This window comes from Bacillus sp. PK6-013 (assembly GCF_054161445.1).
Map to the genome: position 1 here is coordinate 1,527,482 of NZ_CP096417.1, position 18,882 is coordinate 1,546,363.

Annotated in this window: 23 protein-coding genes; 16 read left to right on the forward strand and 7 right to left on the reverse strand. The window is 45.9% G+C overall.

Annotated features, from left to right (window positions below; translation table 11 throughout):
• Positions 1–20 precede the first annotated feature (20 nt).
• Positions 21–500: a hypothetical protein gene (locus M1E03_RS07750; protein WP_023855267.1), complete on the reverse strand. Its 480-nt coding sequence runs from the start codon at positions 498–500 to the stop codon at positions 21–23.
• A gap of 664 nt (positions 501–1,164) precedes the next feature.
• Positions 1,165–1,890: an RNA polymerase sporulation sigma factor SigK gene (gene sigK, locus M1E03_RS07755; protein WP_023855266.1), complete on the reverse strand. Its 726-nt coding sequence runs from the start codon at positions 1,888–1,890 to the stop codon at positions 1,165–1,167.
• A 272-nt stretch (positions 1,891–2,162) separates the two neighbouring features.
• On the opposite strand from sigK, the gene M1E03_RS07760 reads away from it, so the two are divergent.
• Positions 2,163–2,342 (forward strand): hypothetical protein, encoded by a 180-nt coding sequence (locus M1E03_RS07760; RefSeq protein ID WP_023855265.1) that lies wholly within the window; start codon positions 2,163–2,165, stop codon positions 2,340–2,342.
• Positions 2,343–2,418: 76 nt separating this feature from the next.
• Here M1E03_RS07760 and M1E03_RS07765 read toward each other — a convergent pair whose 3' ends face one another.
• Positions 2,419–2,898 carry a helical membrane plugin domain-containing protein gene (locus M1E03_RS07765; protein ID WP_025811120.1) on the reverse strand — a complete coding sequence of 160 codons (480 nt, stop codon included), beginning with the start codon at positions 2,896–2,898 and terminating at the stop codon, positions 2,419–2,421.
• Between the two features lie 21 nt (positions 2,899–2,919).
• Positions 2,920–5,859 carry a formate dehydrogenase subunit alpha gene (fdhF, locus tag M1E03_RS07770; RefSeq protein WP_458110738.1) on the reverse strand — a complete coding sequence of 980 codons (2,940 nt, stop codon included), beginning with the start codon at positions 5,857–5,859 and terminating at the stop codon, positions 2,920–2,922.
• Between the two features lie 307 nt (positions 5,860–6,166).
• Between fdhF and M1E03_RS07775 the strand changes: the two genes are divergently transcribed.
• The 4 genes from M1E03_RS07775 (at position 6,167) to M1E03_RS07790 (ending at position 8,440) form a co-directional block, all read left to right on the forward strand.
• Positions 6,167–6,538, forward strand: coding sequence for a Na-translocating system protein MpsC family protein (locus M1E03_RS07775; RefSeq protein WP_025811122.1), 372 nt, complete (start codon positions 6,167–6,169; stop codon positions 6,536–6,538).
• 28 nt (positions 6,539–6,566) lie between these two features.
• Positions 6,567–7,331, forward strand: coding sequence for a GNAT family N-acetyltransferase (locus tag M1E03_RS07780; RefSeq protein ID WP_231562549.1), 765 nt, complete (start codon positions 6,567–6,569; stop codon positions 7,329–7,331).
• 144 nt (positions 7,332–7,475) lie between these two features.
• Entirely contained in the window at positions 7,476–8,207 is a 732-nt protein-coding gene (locus tag M1E03_RS07785; protein ID WP_020452283.1) for an SGNH/GDSL hydrolase family protein, read from the forward strand.
• Positions 8,208–8,284: 77 nt separating this feature from the next.
• Positions 8,285–8,440, forward strand: coding sequence for a hypothetical protein (locus tag M1E03_RS07790; RefSeq protein WP_023855260.1), 156 nt, complete (start codon positions 8,285–8,287; stop codon positions 8,438–8,440).
• A gap of 114 nt (positions 8,441–8,554) precedes the next feature.
• Here the strand turns inward: M1E03_RS07790 and sda are convergent, their stop codons facing one another.
• Complete coding sequence (gene sda / locus M1E03_RS07795) at positions 8,555–8,695, reverse strand: sporulation histidine kinase inhibitor Sda (RefSeq protein WP_003183713.1); 141 nt, start codon at positions 8,693–8,695, stop codon at positions 8,555–8,557.
• A gap of 368 nt (positions 8,696–9,063) precedes the next feature.
• Here sda and M1E03_RS07800 point away from each other — a divergent pair, with 368 nt between their 5' ends.
• Genes M1E03_RS07800 through M1E03_RS07835 form a run of 8 tightly spaced genes read left to right on the forward strand, consistent with a single transcriptional unit; the run spans position 9,064 to position 14,089 of the window.
• Entirely contained in the window at positions 9,064–9,582 is a 519-nt protein-coding gene (locus M1E03_RS07800) for a YqeG family HAD IIIA-type phosphatase (protein WP_020452282.1), read from the forward strand.
• A 3-nt stretch (positions 9,583–9,585) separates the two neighbouring features.
• Positions 9,586–10,686, forward strand: coding sequence for a ribosome biogenesis GTPase YqeH (gene yqeH, locus M1E03_RS07805; RefSeq protein WP_025811124.1), 1,101 nt, complete (start codon positions 9,586–9,588; stop codon positions 10,684–10,686).
• Between the two features lie 19 nt (positions 10,687–10,705).
• The gene (aroE, locus tag M1E03_RS07810) at positions 10,706–11,542 is read left to right on the forward strand and encodes a shikimate dehydrogenase (RefSeq protein WP_020452280.1); all 837 of its coding nucleotides are present in this window, start codon (positions 10,706–10,708) and stop codon (positions 11,540–11,542) included.
• A complete protein-coding gene (gene yhbY / locus M1E03_RS07815; protein ID WP_003183704.1) occupies positions 11,536–11,826 on the forward strand; it encodes a ribosome assembly RNA-binding protein YhbY in 291 nt (96 codons plus the stop codon). The genes aroE and yhbY overlap by 7 nt, the downstream gene beginning before the upstream one ends.
• Positions 11,827–11,844: 18 nt before the next feature.
• Complete coding sequence (locus M1E03_RS07820; protein ID WP_025811125.1) at positions 11,845–12,414, forward strand: nicotinate-nucleotide adenylyltransferase; 570 nt, start codon at positions 11,845–11,847, stop codon at positions 12,412–12,414.
• Entirely contained in the window at positions 12,404–12,967 is a 564-nt protein-coding gene (yqeK, locus tag M1E03_RS07825; RefSeq protein ID WP_026579268.1) for a bis(5'-nucleosyl)-tetraphosphatase (symmetrical) YqeK, read from the forward strand. Before M1E03_RS07820 ends, yqeK begins: the two co-directional genes overlap by 11 nt.
• Before the next feature lie 13 nt (positions 12,968–12,980).
• A complete protein-coding gene (rsfS, locus tag M1E03_RS07830; RefSeq protein ID WP_023855256.1) occupies positions 12,981–13,337 on the forward strand; it encodes a ribosome silencing factor in 357 nt (118 codons plus the stop codon).
• Positions 13,334–14,089 carry a class I SAM-dependent DNA methyltransferase gene (locus tag M1E03_RS07835; protein WP_458110739.1) on the forward strand — a complete coding sequence of 252 codons (756 nt, stop codon included), beginning with the start codon at positions 13,334–13,336 and terminating at the stop codon, positions 14,087–14,089. The genes rsfS and M1E03_RS07835 overlap by 4 nt, the downstream gene beginning before the upstream one ends.
• Positions 14,090–14,159: 70 nt before the next feature.
• Here M1E03_RS07835 and comER read toward each other — a convergent pair whose 3' ends face one another.
• Positions 14,160–14,981 carry a late competence protein ComER gene (gene comER, locus M1E03_RS07840; protein ID WP_025811127.1) on the reverse strand — a complete coding sequence of 274 codons (822 nt, stop codon included), beginning with the start codon at positions 14,979–14,981 and terminating at the stop codon, positions 14,160–14,162.
• 82 nt (positions 14,982–15,063) lie between these two features.
• Between comER and M1E03_RS07845 the strand changes: the two genes are divergently transcribed.
• From M1E03_RS07845 to M1E03_RS07855, 3 genes are all read left to right on the forward strand, one after another.
• Entirely contained in the window at positions 15,064–15,693 is a 630-nt protein-coding gene (locus M1E03_RS07845) for a helix-hairpin-helix domain-containing protein (protein WP_026579269.1), read from the forward strand.
• Between the two features lie 68 nt (positions 15,694–15,761).
• Positions 15,762–16,331 (forward strand): ComE operon protein 2, encoded by a 570-nt coding sequence (locus tag M1E03_RS07850; protein ID WP_026579270.1) that lies wholly within the window; start codon positions 15,762–15,764, stop codon positions 16,329–16,331.
• Between the two features lie 4 nt (positions 16,332–16,335).
• Positions 16,336–18,723, forward strand: a complete 2,388-nt coding sequence (locus M1E03_RS07855; protein WP_145645246.1) for a DNA internalization-related competence protein ComEC/Rec2 — start codon at positions 16,336–16,338, stop codon at positions 18,721–18,723.
• A gap of 24 nt (positions 18,724–18,747) precedes the next feature.
• On the opposite strand, the gene M1E03_RS07860 is transcribed toward M1E03_RS07855, so the two are convergent.
• A complete protein-coding gene (locus tag M1E03_RS07860; RefSeq protein WP_003183686.1) occupies positions 18,748–18,879 on the reverse strand; it encodes a YqzM family protein in 132 nt (43 codons plus the stop codon).
• Positions 18,880–18,882 lie beyond the last annotated feature (3 nt).

Below are 18,882 nucleotides of genomic sequence, written 5' to 3' on the forward strand. Positions count from 1 at the left end.
CTATTATATTATGAATAATTTTAAAACGATTTAATTGCAATGGTTGTCCAATATGCTAAAACTTTGGCATTTATGTTAGAAAGTCCTGATTTTTTAAGCGAATTATATAGCTTATTTTGGACATCAGACCACCCAAAGGCATAATACTCATCTAAAAGGTCTTTTAGTACGGGTTCTATATACTTTGTAAACCTTTCTTCAAGTTCATTTCTTACTTTCTTTCCTGCAAGCCTTTCTACAAGTTGAAAAAGCTTTGCTTTATTCTTTAGAACTGCCCGGATAGCATCTTTAACAGGCTTTGTAGCAGAGTTTTTATTTTGTAATTCAACCTTTGGTGTGAACAGACTATCTACAGTATAAACAATGGGTACGGATGTTCCAGTGGCATTAGTATCAATCTCATCATTTTCCTTAGCTTGAGATGACTGGACAAAGGAAGTAGAGCCAAGGGCTAAAGAAGCTATTACTATGAATCCTTTAGCTAGTCTATTGATAATCATTTCCTCCTCTACGTATAATTAGTAGCAAACCAGTGACTATGTATTTAGGTTACAACCTGTAATTGTTTGCTTTGGTATGAATTCCCACCTCCTTGTGATTATTCTATCAGTAGTAAAAATATGGGTAAATAGGAAAAAGGAATAATATTTATTTACATTATTAAAAAGTTCAAAAAATATAATTGTGTATAGCTTATCTGTCATATGAGACTCTTTATAAGAGGAGAATAATGTACTAATAAATATTATCCCCTTCCATCTCTACCTTCCCTTTCGCCTTTTGTTTAATAATCTATTTTTAATCAAAATAAGACTTTCTAATGAACTTTACCAGGACTCAATCAGTGCAGGTTAAAGGCTTAGTGATGACTAATTTCATAAAGGCCAAATAAGTTTTCTAAAACCAAACTCAATTGACCTTTAGCAATGTTAAAGCCTATTATTTTGGGAGAGAGGTGCTATAATACTTTTACTCTTAAAAAAGGAGGAGGAACCTTATTAAGTTCCCCCTATATTCGACACAGTGGAGGCTGTAGCTATAGATTTATACTTCTAGTGTTGTAGGTAACTAGCAATTGGTACAGATTCTGCCCTTTCAAAGTAGTTTGCGATTTAAATAAGCAAAAAAAGACCAGGGTTATCTACTTCCTGGCCTTCTTATATTTTATTTTCCCTTCGCACGCTTCCGCTTCTCCTTCTCCGCCCGATAAAACTCATGAAACATCTTCATCAGCGCGCGCTTTTCAATCCGCGACACATAGCTCCGCGAAATCCCAAGCTCCTTCGCGATTTCGCGCTGCGTTTTTTCTTTCTTCAAATCAAGGCCAAATCTGCCGACGATGACTTCCTTTTCCCGTCCGTCCAGAATGTCGATGTATTTTTTGACTTTTTCAAGCTCCATGTTGAGCTGGATGGTGTCGATGACGTCTTCGTTTTCCGATTTGAGGACATCGATGAGGCTGATTTCGTTGCCTTCTTTGTCCTGGCCGATCGGGTCATGGAGGGAGACGTCTTTTTTCGTTTTTTTCAATGCGCGCAAATGCATGAGAATCTCGTTTTCTATACACCGTGCCGCATAAGTGGCGAGCTTTGTTCCTTTTCCGGCTGAATAGCTTTCGATCGCTTTGATCAGTCCGATCGTTCCGATGGAAATCAGGTCTTCTGCATCTTCGCCTGTGTTTTCGAATTTTTTGACGATGTGGGCGACCAGCCGGAGGTTATGCTCGATCAGCATGTTTCTCGCGTGTTCATCCCCCTGGGCCATCAGCTCCAAGTACTTTTTTTCGTCACTGCTTGACAGCGGCTGTGGAAAGGCATTGTTTTTCACATATGATACTAAAAAAACGAGTTCCTTGATGACATAACCGAGCGCTGCAAAAACACCTGTCATTATCGGCACCTCCACATAATGTATGTAGGCAGAAGCCTATATGTAAATGTATGTGGGAGGGGGGATGTCTGTGTCTGTACGCGGCAAAATTGCCGGGCTGCCAAATATTTCGGCGTTCTGTTCGGCATGCAGCCGCTTGTTTTCGCAACCGCTTCCATTTTTTAATCGTTTACAAAAGTTAACAATAGCGGGATAATAAAGGCAAGGAGGTGAGGGTGCCGGACGGTTCACCATAGGGTAAACGCTATCAATCAGTTAGTCCGGTGCGGCAGATGAAAAACAAACGTCTGTTCATACTTTCGTTGATTGTGCTGAGCGTGGTCATGATCGGGGTTCAGGAAACCTTCCCAAATCTGCTGACGACAGGGTTAATGACTGTCGTTATTGCAGTGGCAGTTTTTAATATTTTAAAAGAATCGCTGAATAAAAAAGATGAAACACACAGCAAATGAGGCGGTAGAAAGCGACGGTGCTTCTATCGCCAATAGGAAAAACCGGCTCAAAGTGGTGAGCCGGTTTTCTTATTTGTCAGTCTTTCAATGCTTTTCCCATGCCTTTTAAAAATTGCAGGCCGAAGCCGACGGCTCGGTTGATGTCAGGGTCGTTCATGGCTTTCAGCAGATCGAGGACCCCGGTTTTTTTATCGCTTTTTAAAAAGTCTTCTCCTTGTTTTGTGCCGGCGACGATGCTTTCTACCAGTTTCCCCATGACTTCCGGTTCGGCTTTGGAGAGAGCGCCGCCTGCCGCAATGGCTGTATTCATCAGGTTTTTGGCCGGCTCTTTAGATAGCTGGCCGAGGACGATTTTGGCGATATCTTCCTTTGCGCCGATCATGCTGTCTGCGGCATCAAGGACCCCGAGGCCGTTCAGTTCGCCGAGAAGCTTCATCGTTTTTGAAACGGCGGCTTCCTGTTCAGCCAAAAGGGTTTTGAGTTCTTCTAATTTTTCAAGCTTCATTTGCTCCTCAGATTTGTCTTCTTTGCGGATGGCGGTGATGGGAGCTGCCATGTGTGATGACCTCCTTTTGATTTAGTCTGTTAAATGAATGTATCCCGGTCGCTTCCATTTCCCCTCGACTTCAGCTCCGTTTTGCGGATGGCGTTTCTTATTGCGCGGATTTGTTTTCGGAAGCGGCGGTTCTGCGCATCCGCCGAGCACTTCCATACGCACCTTTGTCTGCTTGTAAGCAGGTGTATTGGTACGCGCATCTACTGCGGGGCCGGTCAAGAAATTGATCGCGGATTCTTTATCTGTCGAGTTCATCGGCAAATACAACTCGTTCGCTCTAACCCGGTCTGTCACAAGCGCGGTTAATTTTACGGCGCCAAACGGCGAGATCAGTCTGACCTGCGATCCGTCGCAGATGCCCCTGTCTTTGGCAAGCTCAGGCGAGACTTCAACAAAGACGTCCGGAACTTTCGCCTGGATGCCTGCCGATTTGTTCGTCATATTTCCTTCGTGAAAATGCTCCAGCATTCGGCCGTTGTTAATGTGAAGGTCGTATTCTTCAGGGAATTCCGCCGGCTCTGTCCAGTCTGCGAGGGCAAAGCGCGCTTTCCGGTCAGGGAAGTTAAAGCCGTCTTCATATAAAAGAGGCGTGCTTTCTCCGGTCAGGCTGCCCCACAGGAAGCTGTTCCATCCTTCAATTGCATCATAATCGGCCTTTGCGAACAGCGGTGACAGGCTTGCCATTTCTGAAAAAATATCTCCCGGGTGGCTGTAATGCCAGTCAGCTCCAAGCCGGTTTGCGATGTCTTGAATGATGACCCAGTCCGGCTTTGCGTCTCCGAGCGGCGAAAGGGCCTGATACAATCGCTGGACGCGTCTTTCCGTGTTTGTAAAAGTTCCTTCTTTTTCAAGCGAAGCTGACGCAGGGAGAACAACGTCGGCGTATTGGGCTGTTTTCGAAAGGAACATATCCTGAACCACAAGGAAATCAAGGCTTGATAAAATGTCATGGACCCGGTTTGCGTTTGAATCGACTAAAGCCATATCTTCTCCGACGATATACATAGCTTTCATTTTGCCTTCTTCAACGGCGTGAAGCATTTCGATGTTGTCAAGTCCGGGTTTCTCGTTGATTGTTGTGCCGTAAGCTTTTTCGAACTTTTTCCGCGCTTTGTCATCTGTAATGTGCTGATATCCCGGAAGCCAGCCGGGAAGCGTCCCCATGTCGCAGGCGCCCTGGACATTGTTATGGCCGCGGAGCGGGTACGCCCCAGCGCCCGGGCGGCGGTAATTACCGGTAGCTAAAAGCAGGTTTGAAATCGCGGCGGACGTGTCGGAACCGCCTGTGTTTTGGGTGACTCCCATTCCCCAGAGGACGCACGTACCGTCGGCGTCGCGGATCATCTCAGCGATTTGGATCAGCGTCTGTTGATTGATGCCTGTGATTTTTTCTGCATATTCAAGGGTGTATGTCTCAAGCGATTGCTTATATTCTTCAAAGAAATTGACGTTTTCATTGATAAACGCTTGATCGTGCCAGCCTTGGTCAATCATATACTTGGTCACGGCCATCAGCCATACTTGATCAGTTCCTTGCCGCGGTCTGATAAACAGATCCGAGCGTTCGGCCATTTCGTTTTTGCGAAGGTCAGCGACGATCAGCTTTTGTCCGTGAAGCTTATGGGCGCGCTTCACACGGGTTGCCAGTACCGGGTGGCCTTCGGCCGGGTTGGCGCCGACGATGATGACGAGGCCTGCTTTCGCGATGTCTTGAATGGTGCCAGCATCGCCGCCCATGCCGACTGTGCGGAACAATCCGTCCGTTGCCGGAGACTGGCAGTACCGCGAGCAGTTGTCGACATTGTTCGTGCCAAATACTTGCCGCGCCAGCTTTTGCATCAAGTAGTTTTCTTCATTCGTAATTTTTGAAGACGAAATAAACCCGACGGCGTCTTTTCCGCTCTGCTCCCGAATTGAGCCTAATCTGCGGGCGACGTAGTCAAGCGCTTCTTCCCAAGTTGATTCGACAAATTCGTCATTTTTGCGGATCAGCGGTTTGGTCAAACGCTCTTCCGCATTTACGAAATCCCATCCGAATTTCCCTTTCACACACGTCGAAATGGCGTTGACGGGAGCTTCTGACACCGGCTGAATTTTTAAGATGTCACGGCCTTTTGTCCATACTTCATATGAACAGCCGACACCGCAAAATGTACAGACGGTCTTTGTCTTTTTGATCCGCTGTGAACGCATCGCCGCCTCGACTTCTGAAACGGCAAAGATGCTGCTGTATCCCGGCTCTACATCTTTGACAAGGTCGATCATCGGCTCCATGACATCCGGTTTGATGCCTGTCATGAACCCGGCTTTTCCAAGCATCGATTTTTCCATTAACGCATTGCACGGACAAACCGTGACACACTGCCCGCAGCTGACACATGATGACTCGTTGATTGAAACGCCTTCATCCCAGATCACCCGTGGACGGTCACGCTCCCAGTCAATTGAGAGCGTCTCATTGACCTGCAGGTTTTGGCACACTTCAACACATTGTCCGCATGCGATGCACTGATTCGGATCATAGCGGTAAAAGGGATGCGACATATCGACTGCGCAAGACGGGTCTTCTTTTGGCGTGTAAGGGTATTTCTGCTCTTCGATTCCCATCATTTCTGCCGTATTATGTAGCGTACAGTTGCCGTTGTTGTTGTCGCATACCGTACAATAAAGCAAATGGTTTTCGAGCAGGCGGTCCATTGCTTCTTTTTGTGCTGCTTTGACCCGTTCTCCAGACAGGCTGACCGTCATTCCGTCTTCTGCCCGCAGGGAGCATGCCCGCTTTAATTTTCCGTCTGCTTCCACAATGCAGGTATCACACGTTTGAATAGGATCCGTCTCTGGAACATGGCATATTTGCGGGTGTTCAAACCCGTTTTTGTTCAATATGTCTAAAACGGTTGCCCCGGCCGCTGCTTTAATTTCTTTGCCGTCTATCCGGACACTGATTGGCTTTCCGTCCATCTTTATTCCCCTCCATCATCTTTTCAAAATCAAAAAAGCCATGTACATATATACCGAATCCTGGCGCGGAAAGCGGTATAAACATACATGGCGGAATAGTTTACTAGCAAAGCTTACTAACAGACCAATCCTATATTGTCAGAATTCGATAGATTCATAACACGACGGTATTACAAATCCATCAGCCCGGCTTTTATTATAAAGTGATATTGATTATAATTCAATAGAATAGGAAAATTTTAACCAAGTGAAATGTCTAAGGGGACATCGAGACAGATGGAAGGTTTAAACGGAAGGGGTATGCATGATGTCTAAAAAAATCCACGAATTCAACGATATGATTCGCAAGCTTCGAAAAGAGCTATTTGGCAAGGGGCCTGAACGGATTCACACAGTCTTTGTCGACAATATGGCAGTTTCGACACTTTACGGCAATTTGACGGCGAGCGAGCAATTTATCGCAAGCACGTCGGAGGGAAGGGAAATGGTCCATGCCGCAAGGACGACCCTGATTCAGAAACACTACTCCAATCACGTGCCGGAGGGAATGGAGCAGCTCATCGGAGCGAAGCTCGAGCACCTTTTTACAGACATCAAAATTCAGGAGGATATTGCGGTGTCTGTTTTTATCTTTGACCGCAATATTGAATACGGCACCGAATCAGCCAGCGGGGCTTGACGATCGGTCTCAAGTTCGAGGAGGAGTTATGATGATTGAACTGAAATCGAGTGAAAAACGAAAAGCAAAGGTTTTGTTAACAGAAGAAAGTCCGACATTCGCGCATGCGATAGCCGAAGGACTTATCGAAGGAAACGTTTATGTCGATGATTTCTTCACACCGGCCACTGTTCTTTTTCGAACAGCTGCCGGGATTTATTATGTCGCTGGAGATATCCCCGACAGCGGAAGGAGCGAATGGCTTCATTATTTGAATGAACAGAGGAACGGAGCGCGCTTTACCGTGTTTTCGGCTTCTGAGGAGTGGGACGCCTTTTTAATCGGGGGGCTTGGCGATCCTCTGCAGCAAATGGAGCGCGTGTCATTTTTCCTTGGAAAAGAGGAATATGTTCGCAGTGCCGCATTTGCCGGTGTTGAAAGATTTTCTGAAGATGACTTTCGAAAAAGCGCGAATTTCACGGAAAAATACGCGATTGAGTATTGGGGAGGGCCAGGCCGTTTTTTGAAGAACGGTTTCGGATTTAAAGTGTCGCATGAAGGTGTGATCGCCAGTGAATGTGTCACCATTTTTTGTTCGGAACGCTTTGCCGAAGTTGATATCGTAACACACCCGGATTACAGGGGACGTGGGTTTGCAGCCCGCTGTGCCGGCGCCTTTATCGCGTATGCAATAGAGAACCGCTTGAAACCGCGCTGGGATTGCGACCGGCAAAACGTTGCATCGATTCGCCTCGCTGAAAAATTAGGCTTTCGACCTGTCAAAACATATTCATTGTTTGTCGGAAAACCGTGAACCAATACGAATGTTTTTAAACAGGGGGGACAGGTTAAATGCATAGTAAGGACTAAACGCTTGCAGGATGGCAGAGATTTCTCCCATTGAAAGTGCAGCTTCTCTCCTATATGATCGTAGTATTGGCTTTTGGAGGTGGAACGAATGAAAAAAAGCTTGGTGATGGTCCTCATCTTTCTGCTTCTGCTTGCAGGCTGCGGAGAGGACGATCCCAGAAAAGTCGTAGCATTTGGAGACAGCAATACACGCGGCTCAAATTGGCAATTTCGCGATTATCCAAAAGCGGAAAAATGGGTCAATTTACTTCAGACTTCCCTTCAAGGGCAGTACAAAATAAATAATGCGGGAATAGGCGGAGAAACGACAGAAGACGCCAGGCTTCGGTTCAGGAAGGATGTGCTGGATGAGCAGCCGGCATATCTTTTTATCATGTTCGGAACAAATGATGCAGCAATTCTTGCGAAAGGGCTGCCGCGCGTATCCAAAAAAAGGTTTAAAGAAAACCTCTATTATTTTGTTAAAGAAAGCCGCCGCCGCGGAATAGAGCCGATATTAATGACGTGCCTGCCGATCGTCGAAGGAAGCGGGGACAACATCTTTTATTATGCAAGATACCGGGCTGCTTCGTTTGAAAAATATGGAGGAGCGCGCAAATGGCACGATTCCTATAATGATGTCACAAGGGAAACGGCGCGTGAACTTGATGTTCCGCTGATCGACAACTGGAAAAACATCGTGAAAAAAGCAGGCGGAGCTACAGATGAGAAGCTGATCCATTCGGGGTTTATCGACCCATCGGGAAATCACTTAACCCCAAAAGGCGCGCGAATTATTTTTGAAGGAATTAATGAAAGTAAAGTTATAAAAACTTCTTGATTTAAGTAAAAGGCCTAGCCATTTCTCCTTTTTCTTCATAGGCTGTTACTATAACAGTCTAAAGGAGGAATGATGCGATGGGATATCCTTTTCCCGCTGGTCCGTGTTCGTACCCGGCTTATCCCGGATATGCAGGCGCCGCATACGGATATGCGTTCGTTGTCGTCCTTTTAGTCGTCCTGCTCGTCATCGGCGGGTTCTACTGGCTTAGTCCTCACGGATTCTTCAAATAGCACCTCTTTTAGAGAGGTGTTTTTTCATGAAAAACAGTAGTAAGCGTATTATTCAAGTGATATAATATCAACCTAAGTGAAAAAAAGCGGCAAGAGCGCTCGGGAGTGCTTGAGCTATGAAGAGACGGAAAGCAGATGACCGAGCGACCTTCTTTTGATTTCGGTTTCAATCAGCTCGATGAATTCGCGGTTCAAATTCATCTCATTTGCTTTAATGTATGATTCTATTAAAAGTTCATCAGACAGCTTTTTCATACTCGGTACCCATTTAATGGGGAAGACACCTCCTCATAAAAATTGGAATAACCTGTTTGGAATAAGCATAAAATGTTAAGTTATATGATCTTTGTTTGAAGTACCTATAATCTATCATGAATATTGGGCGAGAACAATCGTTCTGTTATCCACACCAAAAAGTGGATAACTTGTGGGTATCATGTTTATAATTTAATAAAAGGTCGATGAAATATGAGTGGATACTGTGTGTAATTTTATCCACACCTGTTGAAGAATCCTATTATATGTCGAAAACTTTTCGGACAGCCGATTTTTTAAGACACTTTTAGATTTGTTTCGACACATTGAAAAAAGAAGCAGTAATTGAAAGGAAAGGGTGCGGCTTTGTGTTAAAAAAGTTCTTTTTGCCGGATGAATTTGTAAAAAATATTTTTCATATTACCCCTGAAAAACTAAAAGAGCGCAATGTAAAAGGGATTATTACGGATTTGGACAACACGCTTGTAGAATGGGACAGGCCTAGTGCGACACCGCGTCTCATCGAGTGGTTTGAAGAGATGAAAGAGCACGGCATTAAAGTGACAATTGTCTCAAATAATAATGAAAAACGCGTTAAAATATTTTCTGAACCGCTTAATATCCCGTTTATTTACAAAGCGAAAAAGCCGATGGGCAGAGCTTTCAGAAAAGCCGTCAAAAATATGGGTCTTAAAAAAGAAGACGTCGTTGTCATAGGAGATCAGCTCATGACAGATGTGCTGGGAGGGAACCGCAATGGGTTCCATACCATTCTTGTCGTGCCTGTGGCTGCTTCCGACGGCTTTTTTACGCGTTTCAACCGCCAGGTGGAACGCAGAATTCTCAGCGCTTTAAAACGGAAAGGCCATATTCAGTGGGAGGATTAAAGAATGGAAAAGGTAGTTTGTATCGGATGCGGAGTCGCCATTCAAACCGAAGATAAAAATAAACTGGGCTACGCGCCTGAAGCATCGCTGTTAAAAGATAATGTCATCTGCCAGCGCTGCTTCAGATTGAAAAATTATAACGAAATTCAGGATGTTTCACTGACGGACGATGACTTTTTGAAAATCCTGCACGGCATCGGGGAAACGGATTCGCTTATCGTGAAAATCGTCGACATCTTTGATTTCAACGGAAGCTGGATCAACGGCTTAAACCGCTTTGTCGGAGGCAATCCGATCTTATTAATAGGAAACAAAGCAGACATTCTCCCTAAATCAGTCAAGCGCGAGCGCCTTGTAAACTGGATGAAGCGCGAAGCGAAAGAGCTCGGCTTAAGGCCTGTTGATGTGCTGCTCGTCAGCGCCGGGCGCGGGCAGGGGATGAAAGATGCGATCGACGCGATCGAATATTACAGACAGGGCAAAGACGTATATGTCGTCGGGTGTACGAACGTAGGAAAATCAACGTTTATCAATCGGATTATTAAAGAGGTTTCCGGAGAGGGCGACATTATTACGACATCTCAATATCCGGGGACAACGCTTGACGCGATTGAAATTCCTCTGGATGACGGATCGGCGATGTATGATACGCCGGGAATCATCAACCATCATCAAATGGCGCACTATGTCGCGAAACGCGATCTGAAAATATTAACGCCGAAGAAGGAGCTAAAGCCCCGCACCTTTCAGCTGAACGAAGAACAGACGCTGTTTTTCGGCGGATTGTCGCGGTTTGATTATGCAAGCGGAGGCAGATCTTCGTTTGTATGCTATATGCCGAATGAACTCAACATCCACAGAACAAAGCTTGAAAACGCGGATCAGCTGTATGAAAAACACGCTGGGGAAATGCTTGCTCCCCCTGCAAAAGAAGATCTTGACTCGTTTCCGGAGCTTGTTAAACATACGTTTACGATTAAAGAGCCGAAAACGGACGTTGTGTTCTCGGGCCTCGGCTGGGTAACTGTCCAAGAGGCGAACCAAAAAATTGTCGCCCACGCGCCTAAAGGCGTTCACGTGTTTTTACGCAGATCTCTAATATAAGTGCTAAGGGGAGAGAGTTATGAAACCGATGTACGGACTGATTGGCAATCCGGTGGCTCATTCCATGTCTCCGGACATCCATAATGCGGCTTTGGAGGATCTTTCTTTAGAAGGACATTATCACGCTTTTCGCGTGGAAAACGAAGATCTTGAAGATGCTGTGAAAGGTATGCGGGCCCTTGGCATTCAAGGGTTTAATGTGACGGTCCCCCATAAAGTATCGATCATGAAGCATCTCGACCGTATTGATGAAAGTGCCGAAGCTCTCGGGGCGGTCAACACTGTCAGAAGAGAAAAAGAAGGGCTGGTCGGATATAATACAGATGGAGCAGGATTTCTTAAATCACTGAAGCCATCCCTTGATCGTCCGCTTTCTGAGCTCTCGATACTGTTGATTGGGGCAGGCGGTGCGGCGAGGGCGATATTTACCACTCTGGCAGCTGAGATGCCGAAGCAGCTGGACGTGGCGAATCGTACACCTGAAAAGGCACTAGCATTCACTAAGCGTTTTGAAGGAGAGGCACGTGCTTTGTCGTTGCAGGAAGCAGAAGCAGACTTGTCAGCATATGATATCGTGATTCAAACGACGTCGGTCGGGATGCACCCGAACATCGAAGCTGCCCCGCTTTCATTGGCGAATGCGAAAGAAACGTGCCTTGTATGCGATATTATCTACAATCCGCTGAAAACGGCCCTGCTGCAGGAGGCTGAAGCAAAAGGCTTGAAAACATTGGACGGAGTCGGCATGTTCATCGGCCAGGCAGCCCTTGCTTTTGAGCTGTGGACCGGACATGAGCCTAATATGGAAAAAATGAAATCAATTGTGTTGCAGCAACTAGGAGGAAAATCATGCTAACAGGAAAACAAAAACGCTATTTGCGCCGGGAAGCGCATCATCTGTCACCGATTTTTCAAGTCGGTAAAGGCGGAGTCAACGAAAACATGGTCAAACAAATCAGTGAAGCGCTTGAAGCCAGGGAATTAATCAAGGTGAGCGTGCTGCAAAACTGCGAGCAGCCTAAAGAGGAAGTAGCCGAAGCGCTGGCGGGCGGAGCACGCGCCGAACTGGTGCAGACGATCGGAAACATTATCGTGCTGTATAAGGAGTCGAAAGAAAATAAAAAAATTGAGCTTCCTTAACGCTTAAAGGTGGTAATCATGAGGAAAATCGGGATTTTTGGAGGGACATTTGATCCTCCGCACAACGGGCATTTATTAATGGCAAATGAAGTCCTGTATAAACTGGATCTTGATGAAATTTGGTTCATGCCCAACCAAATTCCGCCGCATAAACAAAAAAACTCGTTTTCGCTAAGTATGCACAGGGCGGAAATGCTGAAGCTTGCCATATCGGGGAAAGAGCAATTTAAATTGGAGACGATCGAACTCGAAAGGGAAGGCCCTTCTTATACATTTGATACCGTTCGCCTGCTGAAAGACCGATATCCAAACGATAAGTTTTACTTTATTATCGGCGCGGATATGGTGGAATACCTGCCGAAATGGTCAAACATTGACAAGCTTGTCAACATGATTCAATTTGTCGGGGTGAAACGGCCCGGCTTTCAAATTGAGACGCCGTATCCGCTCGTTTTTGTCGATGTGCCTATTTTTGAAGTATCATCATCTTTACTTAGGGACCGCATTAAAAATCAGCAGCCGACAGATTATTTAATCCCTGACGAAGTGAAGGTCTATGTGAAGGAGAATCATCTATATGAAACGTGAGGAAGCCTTAGCCTGCGTGCAAGAACAGCTGACAGAACAGCGCTACATCCATACGGTCGGCGTAATGGAGACGGCTGTCAAACTTGCCGAACGGTTTGGCGCAGATGTGAAAAAAGCCGAAATCGCCGCGATATTTCATGACTATGCCAAATTTCGCCCGAAAGAGGAAATGAAACAAATCATCCTCAACGGGGGCGGGCCGCTTGAAGTGCTCGATTTTCATCATGAACTTTGGCATGCGCCGGCAGGAGCCGCGCTTGTCAAAACAGAGGTTGGAATTACGGATGAAGACATCCTGTCAGCCATTCGATTCCATACATCTGGGAGGCCGAATATGACGCTTCTTGAGAAAGTGATTTATGTAGCGGATTATATCGAGCCGGGCCGCCGTTTTCCAGGGGTTGAAGAGGTTCGGACTCTCGCTGAAGAAGATTTGGATTTGGCGCTTATCCAGGCGTTGAAAAATACGATGACATTTTTAATTTCAAAAAATCAGGCCGTTTATCCGGAAACGGTCGCCACATATAATGCTTTAGTAAACGATAGACACTAGGAGGAATTACTGAATGGATCAAGCTTCAATTTTAAAAATTGCCGCAGAGGCCTGCGATGATAAACGGGCGGAAGATATGATCGCCTTGAATATGCAGGGGATTTCCCTTGTGGCTGATTATTTTCTGATTTGCCACGGGAATTCTGACAAACAGGTTCAGGCCATTGCCCGGGAAATTAAGGATCAAGCTGAAGAAAATGGAATCAATGTGAAGAAAATGGAGGGCTTTGACGAAGCCAGATGGGTTTTGATCGATTTGGGCGATGTCGTTGTCCACGTTTTCCACAAAGAGGAACGAGGCTATTACAACCTTGAAAAGCTGTGGGGAGACGCGCCGACTGAAGACCTTTCATTCGGAGTTAATGAATGATTTATAAAGGATTTTCCGGTATTTATGACAAGCTGATGTCTCACGCTCCTTACGATGAGTGGGTCAGCTGGATTGAAAAAACGATCGGTGCACAGCAGAAAGAACGTATACGGATACTTGATCTGGCGTGCGGAACGGGTGAAATATCGGTCCGCTTGGCTGAAAAAGGCTACGATGTCACAGGAATCGATATTAGCGAAGATATGCTTGCACAGGCTCAGTACAAAGCAGCCGTTCGGCAGCTCGATATTCAGTTCTTTCAGCAGGATATGCGCGAGCTTGCCGGGCATGGGCAAGAGTTTGACGCGGTTGTGATCTGCTGTGACTCGCTGAATTATCTAAAGAGCGAAAAAGACGTTTTCAATACTTTTAAAAACGTTTTTTCTCTATTAAAAGAAGGCGGGCTTCTTCTGTTTGATGTTCATTCCATTTACAAAATGGATGTCATTTTTCCGGGAAGTACGTATGCCGATCAGGATGAAGAAGTCAGCGTCATTTGGCAAAGCTATGCGGGGGATGATCCTCATTCAGCTGTTCACGATTTGACCTTCTTCGTAGAAAGCGGAGGCGTATACGAAAGGTTTGATGAATCGCATGAACAGCGGACTTTCCAGACGGAAAAGTATATCAGCTTATTGCGGCAAGCCGGATTTGAGGTGCAGTGCGTGACTGCCGATTTTTCAAAATTGGAGCCTGGCGCAGAGTCGGAACGTCATTTTTATACAGCGAAAAAAACAAAAACCATCGTTTAATCGTAACGATGGTTTTTCATAATGTATTTTTCCTTTGTTGAAAATCTCAGCGCGTTCGTGAAACAATGAATCAAACGGAAAATTGCTTCTTGACTAGAGCGATATCTTCTTCATACTTCAAATGGGTGTTCCGGAACATCTGGCGGAACATATCCTGAACGCCGCTTTCCAGCGCCTTAATTCCCTCACCGGTTACACCGCCTTTAACGCACACCTTTTCCTGCAGGGCGGGCAATGTGTAATGCCCTGTTTCGAGCAGCCTTCCCAAACCAACCAGCATTTCTGTCGTCATTAAAATCGCGTCTTCTTTTGAGACGGAGGTTTCTTCTACAGCGGCCTGAATAAACTCCTGAACCAAATAACTGACAAAGGCGGGGCCGCAGCTGACAATGTCTGAGGCGACCCTCGTAATCCCGCTTTCGATTTCAAGAGGGATTGAGATCTTGCTCACTAAAGCCGTCAATTTTTCTTTTGCCTCAGCTGTGCAGCTTTCTCCGAAAGTCAATAATGACACGCCAGACAACGCTCTGTTCGTAATGCTCGGGATCACCCTTGCCGCCTGGCAGGAGACGATGGCTTCCAGCTGTTCGACCTGCACCGGACTCGTAATGGTGACCACAATCTGATCGCGGGTGAAGACGGGTGAGAGCCGCTTTAGCAAAGGATAAATATCCAGCGGCTTTACACAGATAAACACGGCATCACTTTCCGTGATCACTTCTTCCGGCCGTTCTGCAACCTGAATGTCTGGGAATCGTTTTTTTATGTTTAACGCTTTGTCGATCGTTCGGTTAGTAATTGTTAAAGATGAGGGAATGACCGCTCTAGATTCAATCAACGCCTCAATTAAAATGGTCCCCATATTTCCTGTCCCGATAAAGCCGATATTCAATCGTTCTCCCCTCCTTTGAACCTGTATCTTTTAAACGATATGAAGGCTTCAGTCAAAATATGTATGAAAGCAGGTGAGCAGTTTGACAGATTGGCTAAAACAATATAAATGGCATGCGGCGGGAGGTGTGGCACTCGTCTTGATCATCAGCGCTGCCTTCATGCTGTTAAGCGGAAAGCGTGAAACTTCATCCGGCTTCTCCATTCCTGAAGAGGCTTCTGCACAGACTTTTGACAAGAAAGAGGAAGTGAAGCGGGAAAAAAACGCGGGGGAAGAGGAGGTTATCATCGATTTGAAAGGCGCTGTGAAAAATCCGGGCGTCTATCAAATGAAGGAGGGAGACAGGGTGCACGATGCATTGAAAAAAGCAGGCGGCACCGAGAAAAAAGCGGACCAAAAGCAAATTAATCTGGCAGCCGTTTTGCGGGACGGTATGGTTCTTTACATTCCATTTGAAGGGGAAGAGGCCGCTGGCTCTCTTTCGGAAGCGGACTCAAGAGCAGACGGCAGCTCAGGTGATATCGTCAATATCAATACGGCTTCCTCTGCGGAGCTTCAAACGATTCCCGGGATCGGTCCTTCAAAAGCGGAAGCGGTAATCGAATACCGCGAGGAGAACGGAATGTTTCAGACGATTGAAGACATAACAAACGTTTCGGGAATTGGAGAGAAGTCTTTTGAAAGAATAAAATCTTCCATCACGGTAAAGTAAATTGACGTTTGCGGATAAACATATGTAAACTTAGGGAAGTCGACATCGTATTTTTGGAGGGAAAACAAGTGGAACGGATTTCTTGGGATCAATATTTTATGGCGCAAAGCCATTTGCTGGCGCTTCGCAGCACGTGTACAAGGCTTGCTGTAGGAGCGACGATTGTCAGGGATAAACGAATTATCGCAGGAGGCTACAACGGATCGATCGCCGGAGGTGTTCACTGTGTGGATGAAGGCTGCTATATGGTGGACGGGCATTGCATCAGAACGATTCACGCCGAGATGAACGCGATACTTCAGTGTGCAAAATTCGGCGTTCCGACCGAAGGCGCTGAAATATATGTCACGCATTTTCCGTGCATTCAATGCTGTAAATCGATCATTCAGGCAGGTATTAAAACGATATACTATGCGAAAGATTACAAAAACCATCCTTACGCGGTTGAACTTTTCGATCAGGCTTCTGTTAAAGTGGAGCAGGTAGAGCTCGATGAGATGATTATCGACTTGAAAAACCAGGAAAAGTTATCGTTTGTGGCCGATCTGATCAAACAGCTGGCTGATAAAGGCCTTGAGGAAGAGGAAATCAGGAAAATACACGCAGAGGCTAACAAACTGTTTACAAGCTACGTGTAATCCAATGGACAGACATCGCATCTTCCCGTGCGGAGCGATTTCAGCGGCAGCCGGAATCGCCTCCGCTCACTCTTCTCTTTATCTCTTCCTCGCCGTCGGTTTTTTTCTGTTCTTTATCCTCTGTTTCTTCAAGAAACAAATACTCCTTTTCATCATATGTGCAGCGATTTGTATTTTATATTTCACCTCTTTTTACATGATTGACCATTTCAATACAACGATTTATCATGAAGGCAAATTTCACACGTTTGCTTCTGTTCGGGATATCCCCATAATAGACGGAGACCGGCTTTCATTCACAGCCGAAACAGATAAGGGGGAAGCTTTGAAAGCGGGCTATACGATCCGGTCTCCGCAAGAAAAACGGGCGCTCTCCGCTCTTCAGCCGGGAAGCCTCTGTGTCATGCAAGGTGAATTAAGAGCGCCGAAAAAAGAGACGGTTCCTGGAACTTTTGATCAAAAAGAATCCTTGTATCAAAAAGGGATTCACTGGATATTTGCGGTTCAGTCCATTGAAAACTGCAAGCCGGGCGGCGGTCTTATGCCATTTCTATTGAACATCCGAAAAGCAGGTCTTGATTTTACAGAAGAAAATATGGCTAATCCGGCTGCCGGTATTGTAAGAGCGCTTACTTTCGGGGACCGGTTTCTCATTGAACAAGATGTGCTGGACGGCTATCAGCGTCTCGGGATCATTCACCTTTTAGCGATTTCCGGGCTTCATGTCGGTCTGTTGTCGGCCGCTCTGTTCCACGTATTTATTCGCTTCGGTTTGACGAGAGAATGCGCTAAATGGCTGCTCGTTTTCGGGCTGCCCGTTGCGGCAGTTTTGACCGGAGGCGCCCCGTCGGTAGTGAGGGCGGTTCTCATGTCTGAAATCTATCTGCTGGCATCACTGTCCAATAAGAACTTCAAAAGCGCCGATGTGATCAGCATCGCCTGCCTCGGACTGCTGTTGTATCATCCTTATCTGCTATTTCAAGCCGGATTTCAGCTTTCTTTTGCCGTATCCTTCGTTTTCATTCTTTCAAAAGAAATATTGATCAAGCCGAAAAGCCGAATCTCTCAACTGCTATTGGGGTCATTTTTGGCTCAGCTCGCCTCCCTTCCGATCCTGCTCATCCATTTTCAAGAGTTTTCATTTCTCAGCACAGTGATGAATCTGCTTTTCATACCTCTCTATATTTTTATCATCATGCCGCTGTCTTTCGGAAGTCTGTTGGCTTTCATATGTTTTCGTCCTCTCGGGGAGGCGGCAGCCTGTGTGCTGGACCATCTGCTTGTGTGGAGCCATCAGGCTGTTAAATCGGTGTCTGCCGTGGATATTTTCGTTTTTTCTGCGGTTAAACCGCCGGATATTTTGTTGTTTTTCTACTTCGCAGCTATTTTTCTGTTTTTGCTGTTTCTTGAAAAAGAGATGTCGTTTCGTGCGGTCATGATTTCGTCCGGCTTCCTTGCCGCTGTGTTTGCTATTCACGTATGTCTTCCTCAATTTGCAGGAGAAGGAGAGGTCACAATGCTTGATATCGGCCAAGGTGACAGCATGTATGTCAGCGCTCCCGGTCAGAATGGCACCGTCTTCATTGATACGGGAGGAACCGTATCCTTCCGGAAAGAGCAGTGGAGAAAGCGGAAAAAGGATTTTTCCCTGGGAGAGAGCGTATTAATGCCATTTCTGGCATCCAAAGGAGTCAAGAAGCTCGATGCTTTAATTTTGACTCATGCTGATCAGGATCATATTGGTGAAGCTCAAGTGCTGATCCAAAAACATAAAGTCAAGCAATTGATCGTGCCGAAAGGCTTCGCAGCCGAACCGTCTGATGAAAAGCTGCTTCGCCTTGCCTTGAAAGAAGGCGTCAAGGTGCATGTAGCCAAAAGAGGTGACATCCTTCATATTGGCAATCTTGAATTTTATGTTCTTTCACCGAAAGAGGCGGACAAAAACAGCAAAAACAACGGTTCCCTCGTGTTGTGGCTGAAAGCTGGCGAATTTTCGTGGCTGTTAACGGGCGATTTGGAGAAGGAAGGTGAAAATGAGATGATGAAAGTGTATCCGAATCTTAAAGCGGATATTCTGAAAGTCGGTCACCATGGAAGCAAAGGTTCTACGGGGGAAGATCTGATTAAGCAAATTGAGCCGAAAGCAGCCATCATTTCGGCGGGAGAGCACAACCGCTACGGCCATCCCCACGGGGAAGTGCTGGATATCTTAAACCGCCACCATGTGAAAGTATTCAGAACGGATCAGCACGGTTCGATTCAGTACCTATTTCGAGGCGGAAACGGAACGTTTTTACTTCATCCCCCATATGATAAAGTACATTCCTCGCAAGAAAAAAAGACTGCTGAAAAACAGCAGCCGTCAAAAAGCCGCTTGCCTGACGGAGAGTAAAGCGGTGTCCATGACTTGGCTTGATTAAGCGGCCAGATGTATAACAGTAGCGATAATAAACATTGTAGCGAAAAAGCCAAAAGACACGATAAAACCGACACCTGAATCTACAAGATCGTTACGTTTGCTTTGCACGTCTTTTTCAAATTCATTCACAAT